The organism is Lysinibacillus sp. FSL K6-0075, from assembly GCF_038592945.1.
In the GTDB taxonomy this organism is placed as follows: domain Bacteria; phylum Bacillota; class Bacilli; order Bacillales_A; family Planococcaceae; genus Lysinibacillus; species Lysinibacillus fusiformis_F.
The window spans coordinates 673405-692287 of sequence record NZ_CP151947.1 but is presented as its reverse complement, the minus strand read 5'-3'; the positions used below and the strand labels follow the sequence as shown (position 1 = coordinate 692287).

Sequence of the window (18883 nt, the reverse complement as noted above, 5' to 3'; positions counted from 1 at the left end):
ACTTTTTCTAAACATTTTCCACGATTTCACAAATATTTTGTACATTTTAGCATTAATAGATTCCTATATAGTCAATTGTAGTCACCATTCGCAAAATTTGATAGAATAATGGAGTGTCTAGCATGTAGACAACATTAAAGGAGCGTATATTTCATGTTCTCAATTTTCAAAAGTAACAAAGAGCAAACAAGTGCTCGTCAATTAAAACGCTACTATAAAATAGTAGATCAAATTAACAATCTTGAAGAAAAATATGTTAACAAGTCAGATGCTGAATTACGAGAAATGACTTTTATTTTCAAAGATCAATTAGAACAAGGTGAGCCTATTACATCAATTATCCCGGACGCATTTGCTGTTGTACGCGAAGCCTCAAAGCGTGTATTAGGAATGCGTCATTTTGATGTACAGCTTATCGGTGGTCTGGTATTAACTGAAGGTAATATTGCTGAAATGCCTACAGGTGAAGGTAAAACACTTGTTGCTTCCCTTCCCTCTTATGTGCGTGCATTAGAAGGCAAAGGTGTTCACGTCATCACAGTAAATGATTACCTGGCGAAACGAGACTATGAGCTAGTTGGCCAAATCCATCGTTTCCTTGGCTTAACTGTTGGTTTAAATGTACCGATGATGGAACCGGCTGAAAAGAAAGAAGCCTATAATGCAGATATTACATACGGTGTGGGTACTGAGTTTGGCTTCGACTATTTACGTGACAATATGGCTTATAGCTTAGCAGATAAAGTGCAACGTCCTTATCACTTCGCTATTATCGATGAAGTGGATAGTGTATTAATCGATGAAGCGAAAACACCGTTAATTATCGCAGGTAAAATGCCTTCTAACGATGAGTTACACCGCATTGCTGCTATGTTAGCTAAACGTTTCAAGAAAGATGAAGATTATGACTTTGATGATGAAACAAAAGCTACTTCTCTAACAGATAAAGGTATTGAAAAGGTTGAGGCTGCCTTCAATATCGATAATTTATATGACTTAGAACACCAAACACTCTTCCATTATGTCATTCAAGCAGTACGTGCGCATGTTATGTTTAAGCGCGATGTTGATTACATTGTGAAAGAGGACAAAATTGAGCTTGTTGACATGTTTACTGGTCGTATTCTAGAAGGTCGTTCACTTTCTGATGGCTTACATCAAGCAATTGAAGCTAAAGAAGGTGTAGCCATTACGGATGAAAATAAATCCCAGGCGCAAATCACTATTCAAAACTATTTCCGTATGTATCCGAAGCTTTCCGGGATGACGGGTACAGCGAAAACTCAGGAAAAGGAAATTCGCGAAGTGTACGGCATGGAAGTTATACAAATTCCAACAAACCGTCCGCGTCAACGTATCGATCAGCCTGATATTATTTTTAGCACACAGGAAGCAAAATATAAGTATGTTGCAGCCGAGACGAAAAAACGTCACGAAAAAGGACAGCCAATTTTAATTGGGACAACATCAATCTTACAGTCTGAAACTGTAGCTGACTATCTTAAAAAGGAAAAGTTAACATTCCAATTACTTAATGCAAAAACAGTTGAACAAGAAGTTGAACTTATTTCACAGGCAGGTCAAAAGGGTCGTATTACTGTAGCGACAAACATGGCTGGTCGTGGTACGGATATCATGCTAGGTGATGATGTACATGAACTTGGTGGTTTATATGTAATTGGGACAGAAAAACATGAAAGCCGCCGTGTAGACAATCAGCTACGTGGGCGTTCAGGCCGTCAAGGTGATATAGGTGAAAGCCGCTTCATTCTCTCTATTGAAGATGATATGTTCCGCCGTTACGCAAAAGAAGAAGTTGAAAAATTCTCTGCAAAAATGATTGTAGATGAAAATGGCATAATTCAAAATAAAGAGGTGCAAGAACTTATAGACCGTACACAGCGTATTGTTGAAGGTTCACAGTACGGCATGCGTGAATACAACTTAAAGTTAGATGATGTCATTAATGATCAGCGTACGGTTCTTTATGGATTACGCGACAAAATTTTAGCCGGTGAAGACTTGATGGGTGAGCTGAAAAAAATGCTTCGTGAAACTGTTGAATTTGCTGTTCATGACGCCGCACCGGAAGACGTGTCTTCTATAGATTGGGACTATGATCAAATGGAGTACGCACTTAACTCCTTGTTCATCACACCAGTTACAATTGATCGCGAAGTTGGAAAAGTAAAACAAATGCTAATGGATGTTCAGCCTTCTGAACAAGAACTACTCAATCATATGGAAAAATTTGCTGAAAACGAAAGAGTAATGGAAGTACTTCCTCAAATCATGCTTAGCCATATCGATAGTGGTTGGGTAAAGCATTTAGAGGCAATGAGTCATTTAAAAGAAGGAATCGGTTTACGTCATTATCAGCAAGAAGATCCAATGCGTATTTACCAACGTGAAGGACTTGAATTATTCGGTAAAAATTTCCAAGAATTACGTCGTTCAATAATTATTGAAATTACAGGCTTCATGAAAACAGTTGAGGCACAACAGGAGGCACAATAATGGGCTTATTTTCATTCTTTAAAAAATCAGATAAAGTTGTTCAGGAGAACACAATTGACTCAAAAGATTTATTAGGAAATACTGCAAAAAACACTGGCGATAATCGTGATGTGGAAACAAAATTATCATTCCATCCAGAGTGGGATGTGCCACAAGAACAAAAATACATTTTTAACTTCCTAGCGAATGAGCTAGAGCCATTGAAACCAAATCAATTGTCACTATCTTCTATTAGTATCGAAGAAGACATACTCACTCGTAAATGGCTTGTTCGTGCATTTTTCCGTTCCTCGTTACCTCAAGCAATTGAACTAGGTGAGATTGAACTTTTCATCTTGGATAAAAACGATGAGCTTGTAGCATCTAAAAAATTCGATTTTAAAGCACTTGGTACAATCCCGGCAGAAAGTGCTCGCCCATGGGTATTCGAATTTGAAAAATCTACAATTAAAGTAGATGAAGTGCCCGAAGATGGTTGGAAAATTGCCTTTAACCTCGTTTCCCTTCGTGGTCATCAATTAGAATTAGATCCATCCTGGGAAAAACAGTTACCAGCAGAACAAAAAGAAGAGCTAGAAAAGATCGTGAAAACACTACCAAAGCTAGGCGAAACAGAAGTAAATTTCACAGGTTTACAGGCAAAACTAGCTGACAATGGCAATTTAAACGTATCCATCTTTATTCGTAATGGACACAACAAAGCAATTAATCTAGAACAATTACCACTAGAAATTATCGATGCTACAGGTAAACAAATTGCCAAAGGCTCATTTAAAATGGATCCAATCTTAACTGTGCAACCAAATTCAACAAAGCCTTGGACATTCATATTCCCAGCAGAGCTTGTTGATGCAAAAGACGCTGACCTCTCTCGTTGGACAGCACGTGTAACACAATAACCGAATAAAACCCCCTCACTTTTTGTAGAAGGGGGTTTTGCTCAAATTAAAAGCGATTTTTGCCTAGGCAAAAATCGCTACTTTTTATTTCACACTGTCAAAGCGCTTGTAAGCTACTAATTTAGAAGACCAGTAAGAGTACGTAACATCTGATACTTCTACACCATCTGTACCCGCATGTATGAATTTATTATCACCGAGATAAATTCCCATATGAGAAATACCTTCTTTATACGTATTTTCAAAGAATACTAAATCACCAGGTACCGGATTTTCTACATGGGTTGTATTGCCATAAAAATAACCTTCACTGCTTGCTCTTCCTATTTTTAAACCACCTTGATTAAAAGCATAAAAAATAAAGCCACTGCAATCAAGACCTACTGGTGTATTACCACCGTATAGATAAGGTGTTCCAACCAATGTATTGGCAACTTCAACTGTTTTGTTATAAATCGCTTGTCCATTAGCTGTAGGATCTTTAGCGGTTACTTTTGATGGAGTGCCCGTACCTGAAGTCACATTATTATGTATAGTATCACCATCGGGTATCACTGCGCCTTGAGAAACCTTCAACACTTGTCCAATAAAAATCGTGTCTTTTTCAAGCTTATTCCAATCCATTATATCCTTAATTGTCACATTATATTGCTTTGCGATTTTTGATAATGTGTCACCTTTTGCTACTGTATGTGAGCTAGTTGTTGGTTTTACAGATGTTGATGGAGTGGAAGGCTTTACTCCCTCATTCGTAGATTGTTTTTGAATCTCAAGCTTTTGAGCTACATAAATCGTATCTTTCGATAGATTATTCCACTTCATAATATCCCCAATAGAAACTTGATGATTTTGGGCGATTTTAGTTAAAGTATCTCCTTTTTGTACAGTATATGTTGCTGCTTCTACTGTTTGTAGTGCTAAAAATGAAGTTGCTATAGTACTTAAAACAAGAATTCTCCATTTTTTTGTCTTTTGCATACCAAAGTGCCTCCGTTCGTGCTAGAATATTCCCTTGTGTGTCTATCATACTAGATAACTGCCTCATGAAAAATCGGAAAAACTGACTATTTTTCAAACATTATAGCAAACTTATAGAATACGACGAAATCCGACTATATTGAAATACTATTTCGATTGCAAGATTAGTGTTCCTATGATAACATACACTTCTGTATTTAAAATTTTTAGAAAGTTTTAGCTTTTCAATCTTAAAGGAGTTTTTATACTTATGAAGAACATCTTGCATTTCATCAAAGGAAATTTAGCAGTAGGATTACTACTATTTGCCTTGTTCTTGGGTGCTGGCAATATTATTTTTCCACCGTTATTAGGCCAACAAGCAGGTGAAAACATCACTGTAGCCATGATTGGTTTCCTTATAACAGGTGTTGGTTTACCACTACTAGCGATCGTTGCAGTTGCCAAAGCAGGAGGCGATTTGCAGCTGCTTGCAAACCGTGTTAGCCCTGCTTTTGGTGTGATTTTCACCTCAATTGTCTATTTAGCGATTGGACCCTTCTTTGCTGTACCACGAACAGGGTCTGTATCCTATGAAATAGGCATTGCGCCATTCCTCTCTGAAGCTATGAGGGATCATTGGGCGCCACTATTTATCACATCTATTTTGTTTTTCACTTTAATTCTTTATTTATCCATTAATCCTTCGAAGCTTGTCGATCGAGTAGGCAAAATTTTAACACCTGCCCTGCTTTTTGTTATTTTATTGCTTGCTGTTAAAAGTTTTATCTCTCCAATGGGAGAACCAGGAGAAGCTGTAGGAAACTATAAAGTGTCACCTTTAGCTGAAGGCTTTGTACAAGGTTACTTAACAATGGACGTTCTAAGTGCTCTTGTTTTTGGTATCGTAATTTTACAGGCCTTGCGTGATATGGGTATGAAGGATACGAAAAAACAAGTAAAAACAACGATTTTTGCCGGTGTCGTTGCTGCTATTGGTTTATCATTTGTCTATATCTCTCTAGGCCATATTGGTAACACAAGTATCAGTGCAATCGGTATCTCTGATAATGGCGGAAATATTATTGCAAAATCAGCTGAGGTGCTCTTTGGAAGCCTTGGAAGTATTATTTTGTCTGCGACTATTTTACTAGCTTGTATATCAACCGCTGTCGGTTTATTAACTGCCAATGCACAGTTTTTCCACAAGCTCTTCCCCAAAATTTCGTACAAAACGTTTTTAATTGTCTTCACTATTTTTAGTACAGCTATTACAAATGTAGGGCTTTCAACAATAATTAATGCGTCACTACCTGTACTCTTAATTATTTATCCTTTAGCTATGGTATTGATGGTCTTATCACTAGCAGATCATTTCTTTAAAGGTGGACAAATTGTTTATATTTTAGCGCTCGTTCCAACTTTCCTTGTTAGTCTATATGGTGGCTTAAAACAAATGAAAGTTGAAATTACACCTTATGAAAATATCCTGAAAGCATTGCCAATGTATGAGCAAAATTTAGGGTGGCTTTTACCAGCTATTGTTGGTGCATTAATTGGTTTTATTATTCATAAATTGATAAAAAAATAATATACAAGAATCTGCTTATCCTCTAGTGACAAGCGGATTCTTTTTCTATCTCATATAAGTCCACCACTATAGTTATGGCTTCATGTATAATAAAAATCAGATACTCAATTGCAAAATGTAACCATCCAATTAATACCATAAAATACTACATTCTATTTTGAGTTCTAGAAAAGAGGTGTCCAATGAAAAAGTTAATATGGTCATTCGCATTTGTTCTAGGCTTCATCCTTCTCCCTTTTACAACGACTCACGCTGCTGAAAATGATCAACAGCTTATCAAGGAAATTAAGGAGATTGTGAAAGATACTTACGTTGGAACAATTAATGGAAACTTAGAGAAGGCTACATCCATCTCAGAAATCATGAGTATGCTTGATCCTTATTCAACCTACTTCACTAAGCAAGAATTCGAAAATTATATGAATAGCATCAACCTAGCTACTATAGGGATTGGTGTTGTGATTGAAGAACACGAAGATGGAATTCATATTTTACAAGTAATTGAAGGAAGCGGTGCATTTGAGGCTGGTGTTCAGGCTGGAGATATCATCATTGGCGTTAATGGCGAATCTATAATTGGTCGCTCTACACAAGAGGCATCCTCCCTATTAATCGGTAATGAAGGAACTAAGGTGGAAGTTACATTAAAGCATAGTGATGGTTCAACAACTACGAAAACTATTACACGTAAAAAATTTACACTACCGAATGTACAAACTGACCTACTATTTGGAAATGTGGGCTATATCTCGTTAGCCTCTTTTTCAGAGGATGGCGCACAGCTTGTCAAAAATGCAATGATTGACTTAAAAAAGCTTGGTGCAACATCGTTCATCTTAGATTTACAAAACAATGGTGGCGGTTATGTGACAACAGCTGAAGAACTTACAGGATTATTCCCATCTGCTAAAATTGCCTATTTATTAGAAGAAGCACAAGCCTCTTATACAATACCAGCAGTTCAACAAGATACTAAGTTTCCAAAAAATACGCGTATTCTTGTCAATCGCTATAGTGCAAGTGCTTCTGAAATGCTTTCTGCCTCATTAAAAGATCAAAAAGCTGCTATTTTATACGGAGAAACAACCTACGGGAAAGGTGCAATGCAAGGCTTTTATACATTACATGATGGAAGCTATTTAAAGCTCACAGTTGGTAAATTTACGGGTCCTGCGGGTCATACCATTCATGAAGTAGGCGTTAAACCAAATGTTCAGACGACAACAGCACCTATTTTCCAGGCACATTATGATGCATTGAAGGAGAAGTATCCTAAATATAAACAACTCTCTACTGTAAAAAGTATTGCTGATACGGAAAAATTCACAGTGAAATTCCCTTCAGCACTTACTTCACAAATCGCCAAGAGCAACATTCAACTGGTTGCTTTAGGAGCTAAGGAAGTACCCGTAACAGTTAAAATTGAAGGGCGTTCAATAACAGTTACACCTAAGAGTGCTTTATCAGCGGATCAGGAATATATGCTACTTATTCACCCTAGGAGCAAAGATCAAAAAGGCTACTATCAGCATATAAGAATAAACAATTAAAAAATCCTGTCATCGATAATAAGAATCGATGACAGGATTTTTTATATCACTTCTTTAGTTTTCCAAAAATATAATTGTACAATATCATTTGCAAGTTCTGCAGGTAATCTTTTTTCTTCTAATAAATTCGTTATGATTAGTCTTTCTATTGACCCTACCAAACTATCTATCATTATTTTTATATCCACACTATACAGTAGAAGATCTTTGTCACAATCATGTAGATAAATAAGGTGGATCAATTGTTGTGTCAGTTGGTTTTTTACTAAATGGGCTTGCTTGGATTCAACAAAACCTATTTTAGTTAATTCAGGATTTTCAATAATATAAACAAACAGGTTCAATAACTTTTGCTCTAGTAGTGTGACAAAACCCTGTAATCCGTTTTCAATAATGTCAGTAGACTTATTATTCATTACTGCAAAGAATCCGCTTTGGAATTGCATATTCAAATCGTTATAAAGGGCATCCTTGCTTTTAAAATAGAGATAAAAAGTAGGCTGAGTTACATTGGCAGCCTTTACAATGTCACTAATTTTTGTGTGATGATAACCTTTATCAGAAAATAGCTCTATCGCTTTTTCAAGTAATAGTTGTTTGCTTTGTTCTCCATTTGAATTAAATTTTCTGCCTCTTGCCATACTTTCCACCTTATCTTAGTTTAGAGTAGTCATATTCCCTTTTGTATTGCTTATATAGACACACTATTCTAAATCAAAAGTAACTATAAATTCACAAAACGTACATAATTTAATCTTGATTATATACCATTTCATTATAATACACCCTGTTTTTTTTTACTATAAACTACTATTAATATGATATTTAGATTGAAAAATGCAAAAGTGGATACCTAAGAATCGCTTCTAAGATATCCACTATTATTTAGTTAATAAATTATATTGAAATAGCAATAAATCTATATTGAGATTTCTAAATACTATCGTGCCATTCAAGTAAAACTACTCTCTAAAACACCTATATCATACATATGCCCAAATTAAGACATATAACAACCAACATAAAGCAAATCTATAATTTTGAAAAGTCCTTTTTTTTGAAAAAAATTTTTTTAAATTGTATTTTTACTACGAAAAAGTCAATGACTGCAATAGTTTTATCTCTCTAACTAGCTGTCAAAAAATTTTTTTCTGAAAATCAAACCATTTTACTTTTCAAAAAAAGTGTTATAATCGCCAAGAATTTAAAATTTTCATTATTGGAGGCATATGATGGTATTACGTGACTTTTTCATTTATTTATCAGAGAACAAATTATTAAACAGCGCTGCACAAAAATATGGTTTAAAAATGGGTGCCCAAAGTGTTGTTGCTGGTACAAGTTTACCAGAAGTTGTGCAATCGATTAAAGAATTAAACAAGGCTAATATTTCTTGTACTGTCGATAATCTAGGCGAGTTCGTCTACGAAAAATCAGAGGCAACTGCTGCCAAAAATAATATTTTAGCTGTTGTACAAGCTATTCATGATGAACAGCTTGATGCACACATCTCTCTTAAACCTTCACAATTAGGTTTAGATATTGATTATGCATTTTGCTATGAAAACTTAAAAGAAATCGTAGCTCTTGCACATCAATATAATGTTTTCGTGAATTTTGATATGGAAAACTACGAGCGTTTACATAGCTCTTTTGAATTATTAGAGGAATTACACAAAGAGTATGATAACGTAGGGACAGTTATTCAAGCTTACTTCTTCGAATCAGAGGAAAATATTGAGAAATATAAAAACTTCCGTTTACGTATTGTAAAAGGTGCTTACAAAGAACCTGAAAATGTGGCATACCAATCAAAAACTGATATTGACCATAATTACTTAAAACTAATTGAATATCATTTGTTACATGGTAAATTTACTTCAATCGCTACACACGACCATAATGTGATCAACCATGTAAAACAATTTGTGAAACAACACAATATTCCAAATGAAAAATTCGAATTCCAAATGCTATATGGTTTCCGTAAAGAAATGCAGCTAGATCTTGCACGTGAAGGTTATAACTTCTGCACATACCTTCCATTTGGTAATGATTGGTACGGTTACTTCATGCGTCGTTTAGCAGAGCGTCCGCAAAACGTAGCACTTGTAACAAAACAAGTGTTTAACAAAAAAACGAACATGGCAATTGGATTAGGAGCCGCAGCATTTGCCCTTGGTCGCCTTTCAAAAAAAGGTAAATAATTACACAAGCTGAGAGCTATCCATCAGTTTAGTAATTCTAACCATCAGTTAGATAGTTCTATCCTTCACTTTCGGGAACCTATCCAAAAAAAGCGAAAACATCGTTAATCAATGTTTTCGCTTTTTTTATTGAGCTTATAGTTTTTAACACGATACTGTAAACTTTGTCGACGAATCCCCAATGCAGCAGCCGTTTTGGAAATATTCCCTTGATGAAAGTCCAATGCCTTCGAAATATAGTACTCCTCTACCTCTTTCATATAGACATCTAACGGTCGAATATCCTGTTGATTTTTAATAACAAACAAATCACTCGTAGAAACCTCTTTTTCCGTCTCCTCACAAGAGCTTTGGATTTTCCATTTGAAATGCACAGGTAGCATATGTGATTCAACGATTGTTTCATTGGTGATCAATGAGGTAATTTCATCCAACAGGACTTCTAATTCCTTTAAATTCCCAGGCCAATCATATTTTAAAAAAGTATCTCGCACTTCTTCTGAAAGCCCTTGAATAGATGAGCCAAAGCTATCACGATGCCTTTTGAAATAATCATCGATAAAAGGCATAATATCTTCTTTTCTTTCTCGTAAAGGAGGCACATAAATCGTAATACCTGAAAAAAGTCGGTAAAGCTTTTTGGATAGCTCGTGCTTTTGAATTAAATCAATTGGATCTTTACCAACACTAGCAATTAAAACATGCTGATGATTCGGATGATTATTGAAAAGTTCAACAATCTTTTCTTGTGCTTCTAGAGATAAATATTCGATGCGCTCAGCAAAGAAGGTTATTTTCTCCTTTTCCACAATATATTTTTCAAATTGCTTTAATACCGTTTTCTCATCTCGACGGCAAATTAAAGCAATAAACATATCATTTTGCACCTTTAGATCATGATGAATTCCCTCTGCAACCATATCAATCCCAGTACCTGATTCCCCTATTAATACAACAGGCATTCTACTTAGCGCCACAATCTTTGCCTTTTCAATGACATCCTTCATGACTGGTGATACTGCCGTGATGATGTCAAATGTCAATGGTGCGCCATACCTTCTTAATGGCTGATACATCATGTATTCAAGCTGTGTAATATCTCGGGCAAATTCCACAGCGCCTATTAAAGAGCCTTCATAGTGCAACGGATAAATATTGCTTATGTAGGTCACTTCTTGATTTTTTTTATTCCAATACGTTTTTTTTATATTGTGCACTGGCGTTTCAGAGCTGAGGACCTTATAAATATCACTTTTTTCGATTTCAAAATCAATGATCTCTAAGGCTCGCCTCTCCTCAAATTCATCCTCATTAACGCCTTCTAATTCTCTCATTTTTTTATTGTATATAAGCAATTTGCCCTCAGTGTCTACCACGCAAATTCCCATATCGCCTTTTTCAATGACGTATTTATAAATACTTAGTAGTACATTATTATCCATCTTGTCCTCCTGTATTCCATTAAGCTTATTCTAACACCAATATGAAAAGCAGATGCAAAAATTAAAAAAGTTTTAAAATTTGAGTTGATTAATGCCAAATTATATTGCATTATATAATTAACACAATCTAAAAAGGTGCATAATCATTTGGCACCACTTATCCATGGGGAGGAAACTGACATGATTCCATACAAACACGAACCATTCACAGATTTTTCACAAGAGGCAAACTACAATGCTTATGTAGAGGCTTTAAATAAAGTTGAAGGTTACTTAGGTCAAGACTACCCACTAATTATTGGTGGCGAGCGCATTACAACAGAAGATAAAATCGTTTCGTACAATCCTGCAAAGAAAACAGAAGTCATTGGTCGCGTTTCGAAAGCAAGCAAAGATTTAGCTGAAAAAGCGATGCAAGCGGCAGATGAAACATTCAAAACTTGGAAAAAAGTTGATCCAGCGATTCGTGCGGACGTTTTATTCAAAGCAGCAGCGATCATTCGTCGTCGTAAACATGAATTCTCTGCTTTATTAACAAAAGAAGCTGGGAAACCATGGGCAGAGGCAGATGCAGATACAGCGGAAGCAATCGACTTCTTGGAATACTATGGTCGCCAAATGCTACGCATTAAAAACGGTCAACCAGTAGAAAGCCGTCCAGGTGAGTACAACCGTTATGACTATATTCCACTAGGAATTGGTATCGTCATTTCTCCTTGGAACTTCCCATTTGCAATTATGGCTGGTACAACAGTAGCAGCTTTAGTAACAGGGAACACAGTTTTATTAAAACCAGCTTCAACAACTCCAGTTGTGGCGTATAAATTTATCGAAGTATTAGAAGAAGCAGGCCTTCCAGCAGGTGCAGTGAACTTCGTACCAGGTTCTGGTGCTGAAGTAGGTGACTACTTAGTTGATCATCCAAAAACTCGTTTTATCAGCTTCACTGGTTCACGTGATGTTGGCTTACGTATCAACCAACGTGCATCTGTGTTAAATGACGGTCAAATTTGGATTAAACGCGTTATCGCTGAAATGGGCGGTAAAGATACAATCGTAGTCGATAAAGAAGCAGATTTAGAATTAGCTGCACAATCGATCGTGAAATCAGCATTTGGCTTCTCTGGTCAAAAATGTTCAGCATGTTCTCGTGCTGTTATCGTAGAAGATGTATATGACCAAGTGGTGAACCGTGTAGAAGAGTTAACAAACGCTCTAACAGTGGGAGATCCAACAGATTTCAGCAATTTCATGGCAACAGTAATCGACCAAGCAGCATTCAATAAAATTACGGAATACATCGAAATCGGTAAAGGCGAAGGTCGCCTAGTAGCTGGTGGTACAGCGGATGATACAGTCGGTTACTTCGTACAACCAACTGTATTCGCGGACGTAGAGCCTTCTGCACGTATTATGAAAGAAGAAATCTTCGGACCAGTCGTAGCGATTGCAAAAGCAAAAGATTTCGATCACGCAATTGAAATTGCAAACGATACAGAATACGGTTTAACAGGTGCTGTTATCACAACTAACCGTGTGAACCTAGAAAAAGCGCGTGAAGAATTCCATGTAGGAAACCTTTACTTCAACCGTGGCTGTACAGGCGCAATCGTTGGTTACCAACCATTTGGTGGCTTCAACATGTCAGGTACAGATTCAAAAGCAGGTGGCCCAGACTACCTACAACTGCATATGCAAGCAAAAACAACTTCAGAAATGCTTTAATTATTATCCCAATAAAATGCCGTACATTGTTTCTTAGCACACAATGTACGGCATTATTTTTATGGACAACACAAAGGACATATATAATAGAAGAAACTCATGTGAATTTCGATTCACTTCCCCTCCCCTATTTTAAACTAACTCTCCCATCAAAATATAAAAGCATACTTATTGCCTATAAAAGGCTGGTATATTTTATGGTATTTCTAACATTTGACCCTTATCTTGATTGTGTAACTTTGTTAAAATGATATCAGTTTAGGAGGGTAAAACTATGAAAAAACTATCAATTTTTATGTTGCTCATGATGCTTGTTAGTCTAGTCATTTGGCAACCCCAATCGGTCTATGCAGATGAGCTATCAGGACATATGCACGAGAGTGGTCTGCGCTATTTAATTCAGAAAGATGCATTGCTGAAAGATGCAAATGGTAGCTATCGTCCAAATGCTACGGTGACACGCGGTGAATTCGCCACATACATAGCAAAAGCGTTAGATTTGGACGCAAAGAACGAGATAACGTTTACAGATGTCTCAGACACATATTTATTTGCAAATGAAATTAAGCTTGCTGCTACTGCTGGAATTATTACTGGCTATACGGATGGCTCATTTAAGCCGGATGACCGTATTTCAAGAGAGCATATGGCAGTTATGCTAATCAGAGCTGTTGATTATTTAAAAATACCAAAAGGTACTTCTTCTATTACCTTCAAAGACAATACCACTATTTTTAAAGATTTCCGTCAAGATGTTGCAATCGGTGCACAATTAGGACTTATTAAAGGAAGCTCCAATGGCATGTTTTTACCTAGAGACAATGCCACAATTGGTGAAGCGTCAACATTTATCTTACGATTAATCCTTCTTGCTGATCAGGTTGACGCTGGTAAAAATGAAAACAACGGTAACTCCGAGAATAACGGTAATACTAATAATAATGAGAACAATAATAATACTGGTAATAACGGTAATACTACCGCATATATCGTCAAAGAAATTTCAAATGGTAATCTAGTAGACAAGCAAACCTTTACTAGCTTTGAAGCAGCTGAAAAAGCGATGACGAATAATTCTTTAGTGATTACTCAAAATAATAAAATTATCAAAATGACTTCAGGTTATGTTGTAACGAATAATTATGTGGCACTGAATTCTGAAACCATAAAGGATCAAATCGCAGTTGCTGGTAATACAGAAATGGAGTATCTAGGTAGTGATGCCACACAAGTAAAAGTACGCTTAGCTGGTCATACTGGCTATTTAAAGCAGGCAGACGTTAACTTAATTCCTTCTACTTTAGTGAAAGGCCGTTCTTATTACACAAATGAATATGGTGAAATAAAACATACCTTATATGATTATAAAACAAATAAATATTCAGCTAGTTACGTGTATGGCAAGGCACCTAGCTTTATGAAGCAGGGTGAGAAATACTTTAGCTGGGATGGCATTAACTTTACCAATGCTGATGGTTCTTCAAAAGGAGAAGCCTATAACTACTATCAATTCTTACCAGCCCGTGCAACAACTCAATATACAGTAGAAGAGCTAGATCAATATATTGTGGAAAAATTAGCAGAGGTTGAAAGCTCTGGTGCTTCGATTTATAAAAATGCCACAACTAAAAGTAAGCTACTTGGCTTAGGTTCTGTATTAAAAGACGTGGAAGCAAATTCTCATATCAATGCTATGCTTATTTTATCTCTAGCACAGCATGAGAGTGCCTATGGTATGAGTGATCACGCTCAAAACCTAAACAATCTATTTGGATTATATGTCTATGATACAAATCCACTGAACAAGAAGTTTGATAGTGTCGAAGCTAATATTAATGAGTTGGTTGAAAAATTCTTACAGCCAAATTATATCACGCCAGGTGGACGTTATACGAATGGCGCAGTTGTTGGCTCTAAGGCTATTGGCTTCAACGTAAAATACGCTTCAGATCCATTCTGGGGCGCCAAAATTGCTGGACATTATTATCGTGCAGAAAAAGCTTTAGGCTTTAAAGATGCGAATAATCCTTATAAAATTGCACTTACAACAACTGCTGGACTGAATGTTCGTGCAGATGCATCAACAAGTCAAAGTCCACTCTTCACATTTAGTAAAAGTAATATGCCGGTCATCGTCACAGATACAAGCTCAAACGGTTGGTATCAAGTTGTTTCGGATAAACTAAACACTGAACCAGGATATATTAGTAAGGATTACATTAAATTCATTAATACCGTGAAATAACAGTAAATGGCTGCCTCTTCTAATTGAGGCAGCCATTTTTTAGTGTTGAGAAACAAAACCATCAATAAAATTTTTGTGAAAGATGAAGGGTTTCCGTTACAGGCTACTTGCTTTCCTGTGGGCGAGCGCCGAGCCGCTTCCTCCGCTACTGCTCCGTGCAGGGGCCCGCCTGTCTCGCTATCCACGGGAGTCAAGTAGCCTTCCACTCCAACCCACTAACTTTTTAGTAAAGGTGTTCACTACTCATTTTATGGAGGGGTGTCGTAATGAATTACTTCTCCACATTGAAAATAAGAGTCTATCCTTTCTCTAATTATACAAATAATGGGCTACTTTGATCGCTTCGGCTAGTATGAAAGACAAGGAAAAGACACTTTTACAGGATGGTTGATAGTAGTGGAGCCAGCGTCACTCCTAGGGGATTTAGGCGTTACAGATGAGACCCTGGAGCGAACGGAAGTGAGTGAAGCGGTTCATCGGACGCCCCCTGGAAAGAACGTTGGTGGAACGGTAACCAACCCCCCTCTTTTTCTGCTAGTGACATGATCTTTTTTCAACAACATGAAATGATTTGTTTGTCTTTCTCTAATGTAGGGTATATAGAGAATAAGAAAAACGATTCCAAAGGCTAGTACAGCTTTGGAATCGTCTCTTCATCACTTATTGTTTTTTATAGTATTGCAAAATACCATTATAAATAGATTCTGCAAATAACTTAACGTATTGATCATTTGTCATTTTACTGTTATCCTCTGCATTCGTTAAGAAACCAAGTTCCACTAGAATGGACGGGATCACCATATTACGAATTACGTAGTATTGCTCTTGCTTGACACCACGGTTTTTCATATTTAAATTGTTGACAATTTGATTATTAACATAAGTCGCTAAATCAATGTCTTCCTGATACATATCTCCTGTAGATATTGCATAATATGTTTCAGTACCTGACGCTGACGTATTAGCAGCAGAGTTGACATGAACACTCACGAAAATCTCACCATAGTTTGCTTGAGTAAAGTCTACGCGATCTTGTAATGATGGATACGTATCACCAGTACGTGTCATATAAACTTTTGCACCAGCATTCTCTAGTAATTGCTTCACTTGTGTGCTGACTTTTAGTGTAATGTTCTTTTCAGAAGCAGAGCCCTTTACAGTACCTGGATCTTTACCACCGTGACCTGGGTCTAGGATGATAATACGATTTTGTAAAGGTTTAGCTGTTTGATTTAATAGTTTCAAATAAGACTTGTGAACATAACCTGTTTGGCCATTATAAGTGATTTCTACCCAGTAACCATTGATGCTATTAACTTGGACATACTCTCCTTTGTTCAACTTAAATAACACAGCTGATGTAGAGTTACTTTGACTGCGAACATTTAAGTTATCAACCGTTACTCTTCCAAGCACATCACCTGAAGCTGGTGGTGGTGTAGGATCTGGATCTGGATTTGGATTTGGCTTTTCTTCTTCCACAGTATCTGTAGTGCTACTCGCTACAATATAGCCAGGTAAACCATTTACTTGTGTTAAGTAGTAGCCACCAATTGTTTTGTAAACAGGAAGCTTTTCATTCGCTTTAATTGATGAAATTACTTTTGCTGAAGAAGTAGGCTTCACATATAAATTGATAGCATTTTTTGTCGTTACTTCTTTTTCGACTGTTCCTAACTCATTGCCATCTGCATCTACAAATTCTGCATATTGCTTATAAACATAGGCATATGCCCCTTTATAAGTAACCTTTAGCCAATTACTTTCAACAGCGTAAACTGATAATTTACCGCCTGTATTGACTTTACCTACAATGTTCGTACTTGAAGTAGAATCTTTTGATTTACGGATGTTTAACCCATCAGTAGTGACCTTCACTAAGCCAATGACTTGTGATGTATCTGGAACTTGTACACCTTTTACAGGAAGCTCTAATCGATATTTTTCACTGTTTGCACGTGCAACGAATAATGAGAATTGTGAACGTGTTACAGTGCCATTTGGTAAATACGTATTACCTGTTCCGTTTGTAATACCATTATAATAGATTGTATTGATGTATTTCACATATTCGTGTGTGATTCCTACATCAGTAAATGGTGAGTCGATCCCCTCATACTCACTAGTATCTAAATTAAAAGCCTTTGTTAATACATAACTCATTTCTCCACGAGTTAGAGGCTTATTTGGTAAGAATTGGCCTTTTATATTTTTGTCGAAAAATCCTAGCTGTACAGCACGTTCTATGTAACCTGACATTTCAGTGCCGACTGTAACATCTGAAAAGCTAGATTTATTTACAATTAATGGTTTATTACCAGAGGCCACAACAACCATTTTAGCTGCTTGTCCTCTTGTTACACTATTATTTGGGCCAAAGACTCTTTTACCATTCACAAAGTAACCTTGAATTACCCCCAAATTTACTAAATAATTGATTTCTTCATATGCTGGGTGATTTTTAGTAACATCTTCAAATGTTATATTCGAATTGTTAGCTGCACTGACACTTGCACTATGTATCGTAAACATAGAAGCCGAAATGAATAAGACGCACAAGATAAGACTAATTTTTTTGATGTTCAATGTCTTATTTCCTCCCTTCTTGTTCTCTTAACGTGTCCATTTTAACAAAATTAGCTAAATAAAGCATCATACAATAGAACTGTTAAAATTTAATTTTCCAATTCACATCCTTTCCTACAAAATTATCATAAAAATAGAAGAGTCTGCTATTGCAAACCCTTCTTCCATTATACGCTATTCAAAAGATCATTTCTTGCAATCTATGACACAATTAAAGTGTTAACTTTATGAACTTATTGTTGAATTCTTTCAATAAATACTTTTAATTGTTCGATTTTTAGTAATTCATCAGAACCGAAGCTACCATCTCCGTCACCATTTGTAATGCCATTTGATGCTAGAGTAGACACATACTCATTAGCCCAGCTCTTTTGAGGTACATCACTAAATGTTACACTTCCACCATTGTTTTCAAGGCCAAATGCTAGCACTAATACTTTAGCAATTTGCGCACGCGTAATTGGTGAAGACGGGTTGAATTTACCATTTGCATCGCCTTCAAAGATACCTAATTTAGCTACAGCTGCAATAGCACCTGCGTGAGCATATGTAGGTTTTACATCAACGAAACTAGTAGTAGTATCAGATGTATCTAAGTTTAAAGCTTTTGCAATTTGTACTGCTACCTCTGCACGAGAAGCATATACAGAAAAGTCAATAGCTGCTTGCTTTACTTCAGCTTGTTGTTGAGCATCAAATGTTGCCACGCGTTTTGCACCTACATAACGATCACCCCAATAATATGGGTCATTAACATTTGAGTAGCTTACACCTTGACCAGTTTGAGAGTGGATCATTTTACCATCACCTATGTATATCCCCACATGTGAAATCCCACTACCACTTGTATTGAAAAATACTAAATCGCCAACTTGAAGATCACTCTTTGCAACTGCAGTACCTTGTTGATATTGTGATCCTGACGTACGGTTTAATTGAATGCCTAAGTCTGAAAATACTTTAGAAGTAAAGCCTGAGCAATCAAAACCGCTTGTTGTTGTACCGCCGTATTTATATGGAACACCTAAATATTTAGAAGCTGTATCAGTTAAATCTGCTTTAGACGCTGCTTCAGCAGTATTAATATTAGTAGTTGAAAATAACATAAAAGATGCAAAAATCGGTAATAACCATTTCTTATTCATACTTTTGTTATACCCCTCT

General features: G+C 36.4%; 12 protein-coding genes. 7 read left to right on the top strand and 5 right to left on the bottom strand.

Annotated features, from left to right (window positions below):
* Positions 1-153 precede the first annotated feature (153 nt).
* Together secA2 and MHB65_RS03155 are read left to right on the top strand one after the other, a co-directional pair.
* Positions 154-2517 carry an accessory Sec system translocase SecA2 gene (gene secA2, locus MHB65_RS03160; RefSeq protein ID WP_342442458.1) on the top strand — a complete coding sequence of 788 codons (2364 nt, stop codon included), beginning with the start codon at positions 154-156 and terminating at the stop codon, positions 2515-2517.
* The gene (locus MHB65_RS03155; protein WP_342442457.1) at positions 2517-3416 is read left to right on the top strand and encodes an accessory Sec system S-layer assembly protein; all 900 of its coding nucleotides are present in this window, start codon (positions 2517-2519) and stop codon (positions 3414-3416) included. The genes secA2 and MHB65_RS03155 overlap by 1 nt, the downstream gene beginning before the upstream one ends.
* Positions 3417-3500: 84 nt before the next feature.
* On the opposite strand, the gene MHB65_RS03150 is transcribed toward MHB65_RS03155, so the two are convergent.
* The gene (locus MHB65_RS03150; RefSeq protein WP_342442456.1) at positions 3501-4394 is read right to left on the bottom strand and encodes a LysM peptidoglycan-binding domain-containing protein; all 894 of its coding nucleotides are present in this window, start codon (positions 4392-4394) and stop codon (positions 3501-3503) included.
* Positions 4395-4644: 250 nt separating this feature from the next.
* On the opposite strand from MHB65_RS03150, the gene brnQ reads away from it, so the two are divergent.
* Positions 4645-5964 (top strand): branched-chain amino acid transport system II carrier protein, encoded by a 1320-nt coding sequence (gene brnQ, locus MHB65_RS03145; protein ID WP_342442455.1) that lies wholly within the window; start codon positions 4645-4647, stop codon positions 5962-5964.
* A 182-nt stretch (positions 5965-6146) separates the two neighbouring features.
* Complete coding sequence (locus tag MHB65_RS03140; protein ID WP_342442454.1) at positions 6147-7514, top strand: S41 family peptidase; 1368 nt, start codon at positions 6147-6149, stop codon at positions 7512-7514.
* 41 nt (positions 7515-7555) lie between these two features.
* Here the strand turns inward: MHB65_RS03140 and MHB65_RS03135 are convergent, their stop codons facing one another.
* Positions 7556-8155 (bottom strand): helix-turn-helix domain-containing protein, encoded by a 600-nt coding sequence (locus MHB65_RS03135; protein WP_342442453.1) that lies wholly within the window; start codon positions 8153-8155, stop codon positions 7556-7558.
* Between the two features lie 591 nt (positions 8156-8746).
* Between MHB65_RS03135 and MHB65_RS03130 the strand changes: the two genes are divergently transcribed.
* Positions 8747-9721, top strand: a complete 975-nt coding sequence (locus MHB65_RS03130; protein WP_205441201.1) for a proline dehydrogenase family protein — start codon at positions 8747-8749, stop codon at positions 9719-9721.
* A 104-nt stretch (positions 9722-9825) separates the two neighbouring features.
* On the opposite strand, the gene MHB65_RS03125 is transcribed toward MHB65_RS03130, so the two are convergent.
* The gene (locus MHB65_RS03125; RefSeq protein WP_205441199.1) at positions 9826-11163 is read right to left on the bottom strand and encodes a helix-turn-helix domain-containing protein; all 1338 of its coding nucleotides are present in this window, start codon (positions 11161-11163) and stop codon (positions 9826-9828) included.
* Positions 11164-11343: 180 nt separating this feature from the next.
* Here MHB65_RS03125 and pruA point away from each other — a divergent pair, with 180 nt between their 5' ends.
* Positions 11344-12888 (top strand): L-glutamate gamma-semialdehyde dehydrogenase, encoded by a 1545-nt coding sequence (gene pruA, locus MHB65_RS03120; protein WP_205441196.1) that lies wholly within the window; start codon positions 11344-11346, stop codon positions 12886-12888.
* 274 nt (positions 12889-13162) lie between these two features.
* Entirely contained in the window at positions 13163-15133 is a 1971-nt protein-coding gene (locus tag MHB65_RS03115; protein WP_342442452.1) for an S-layer homology domain-containing protein, read from the top strand.
* Between the two features lie 660 nt (positions 15134-15793).
* Here MHB65_RS03115 and MHB65_RS03110 read toward each other — a convergent pair.
* Positions 15794-17719: an N-acetylmuramoyl-L-alanine amidase gene (locus tag MHB65_RS03110; RefSeq protein WP_342442451.1), complete on the bottom strand. Its 1926-nt coding sequence runs from the start codon at positions 17717-17719 to the stop codon at positions 15794-15796.
* A gap of 233 nt (positions 17720-17952) precedes the next feature.
* A complete protein-coding gene (locus tag MHB65_RS03105) occupies positions 17953-18864 on the bottom strand; it encodes a C40 family peptidase (RefSeq protein ID WP_205441190.1) in 912 nt (303 codons plus the stop codon).
* Positions 18865-18883 lie beyond the last annotated feature (19 nt).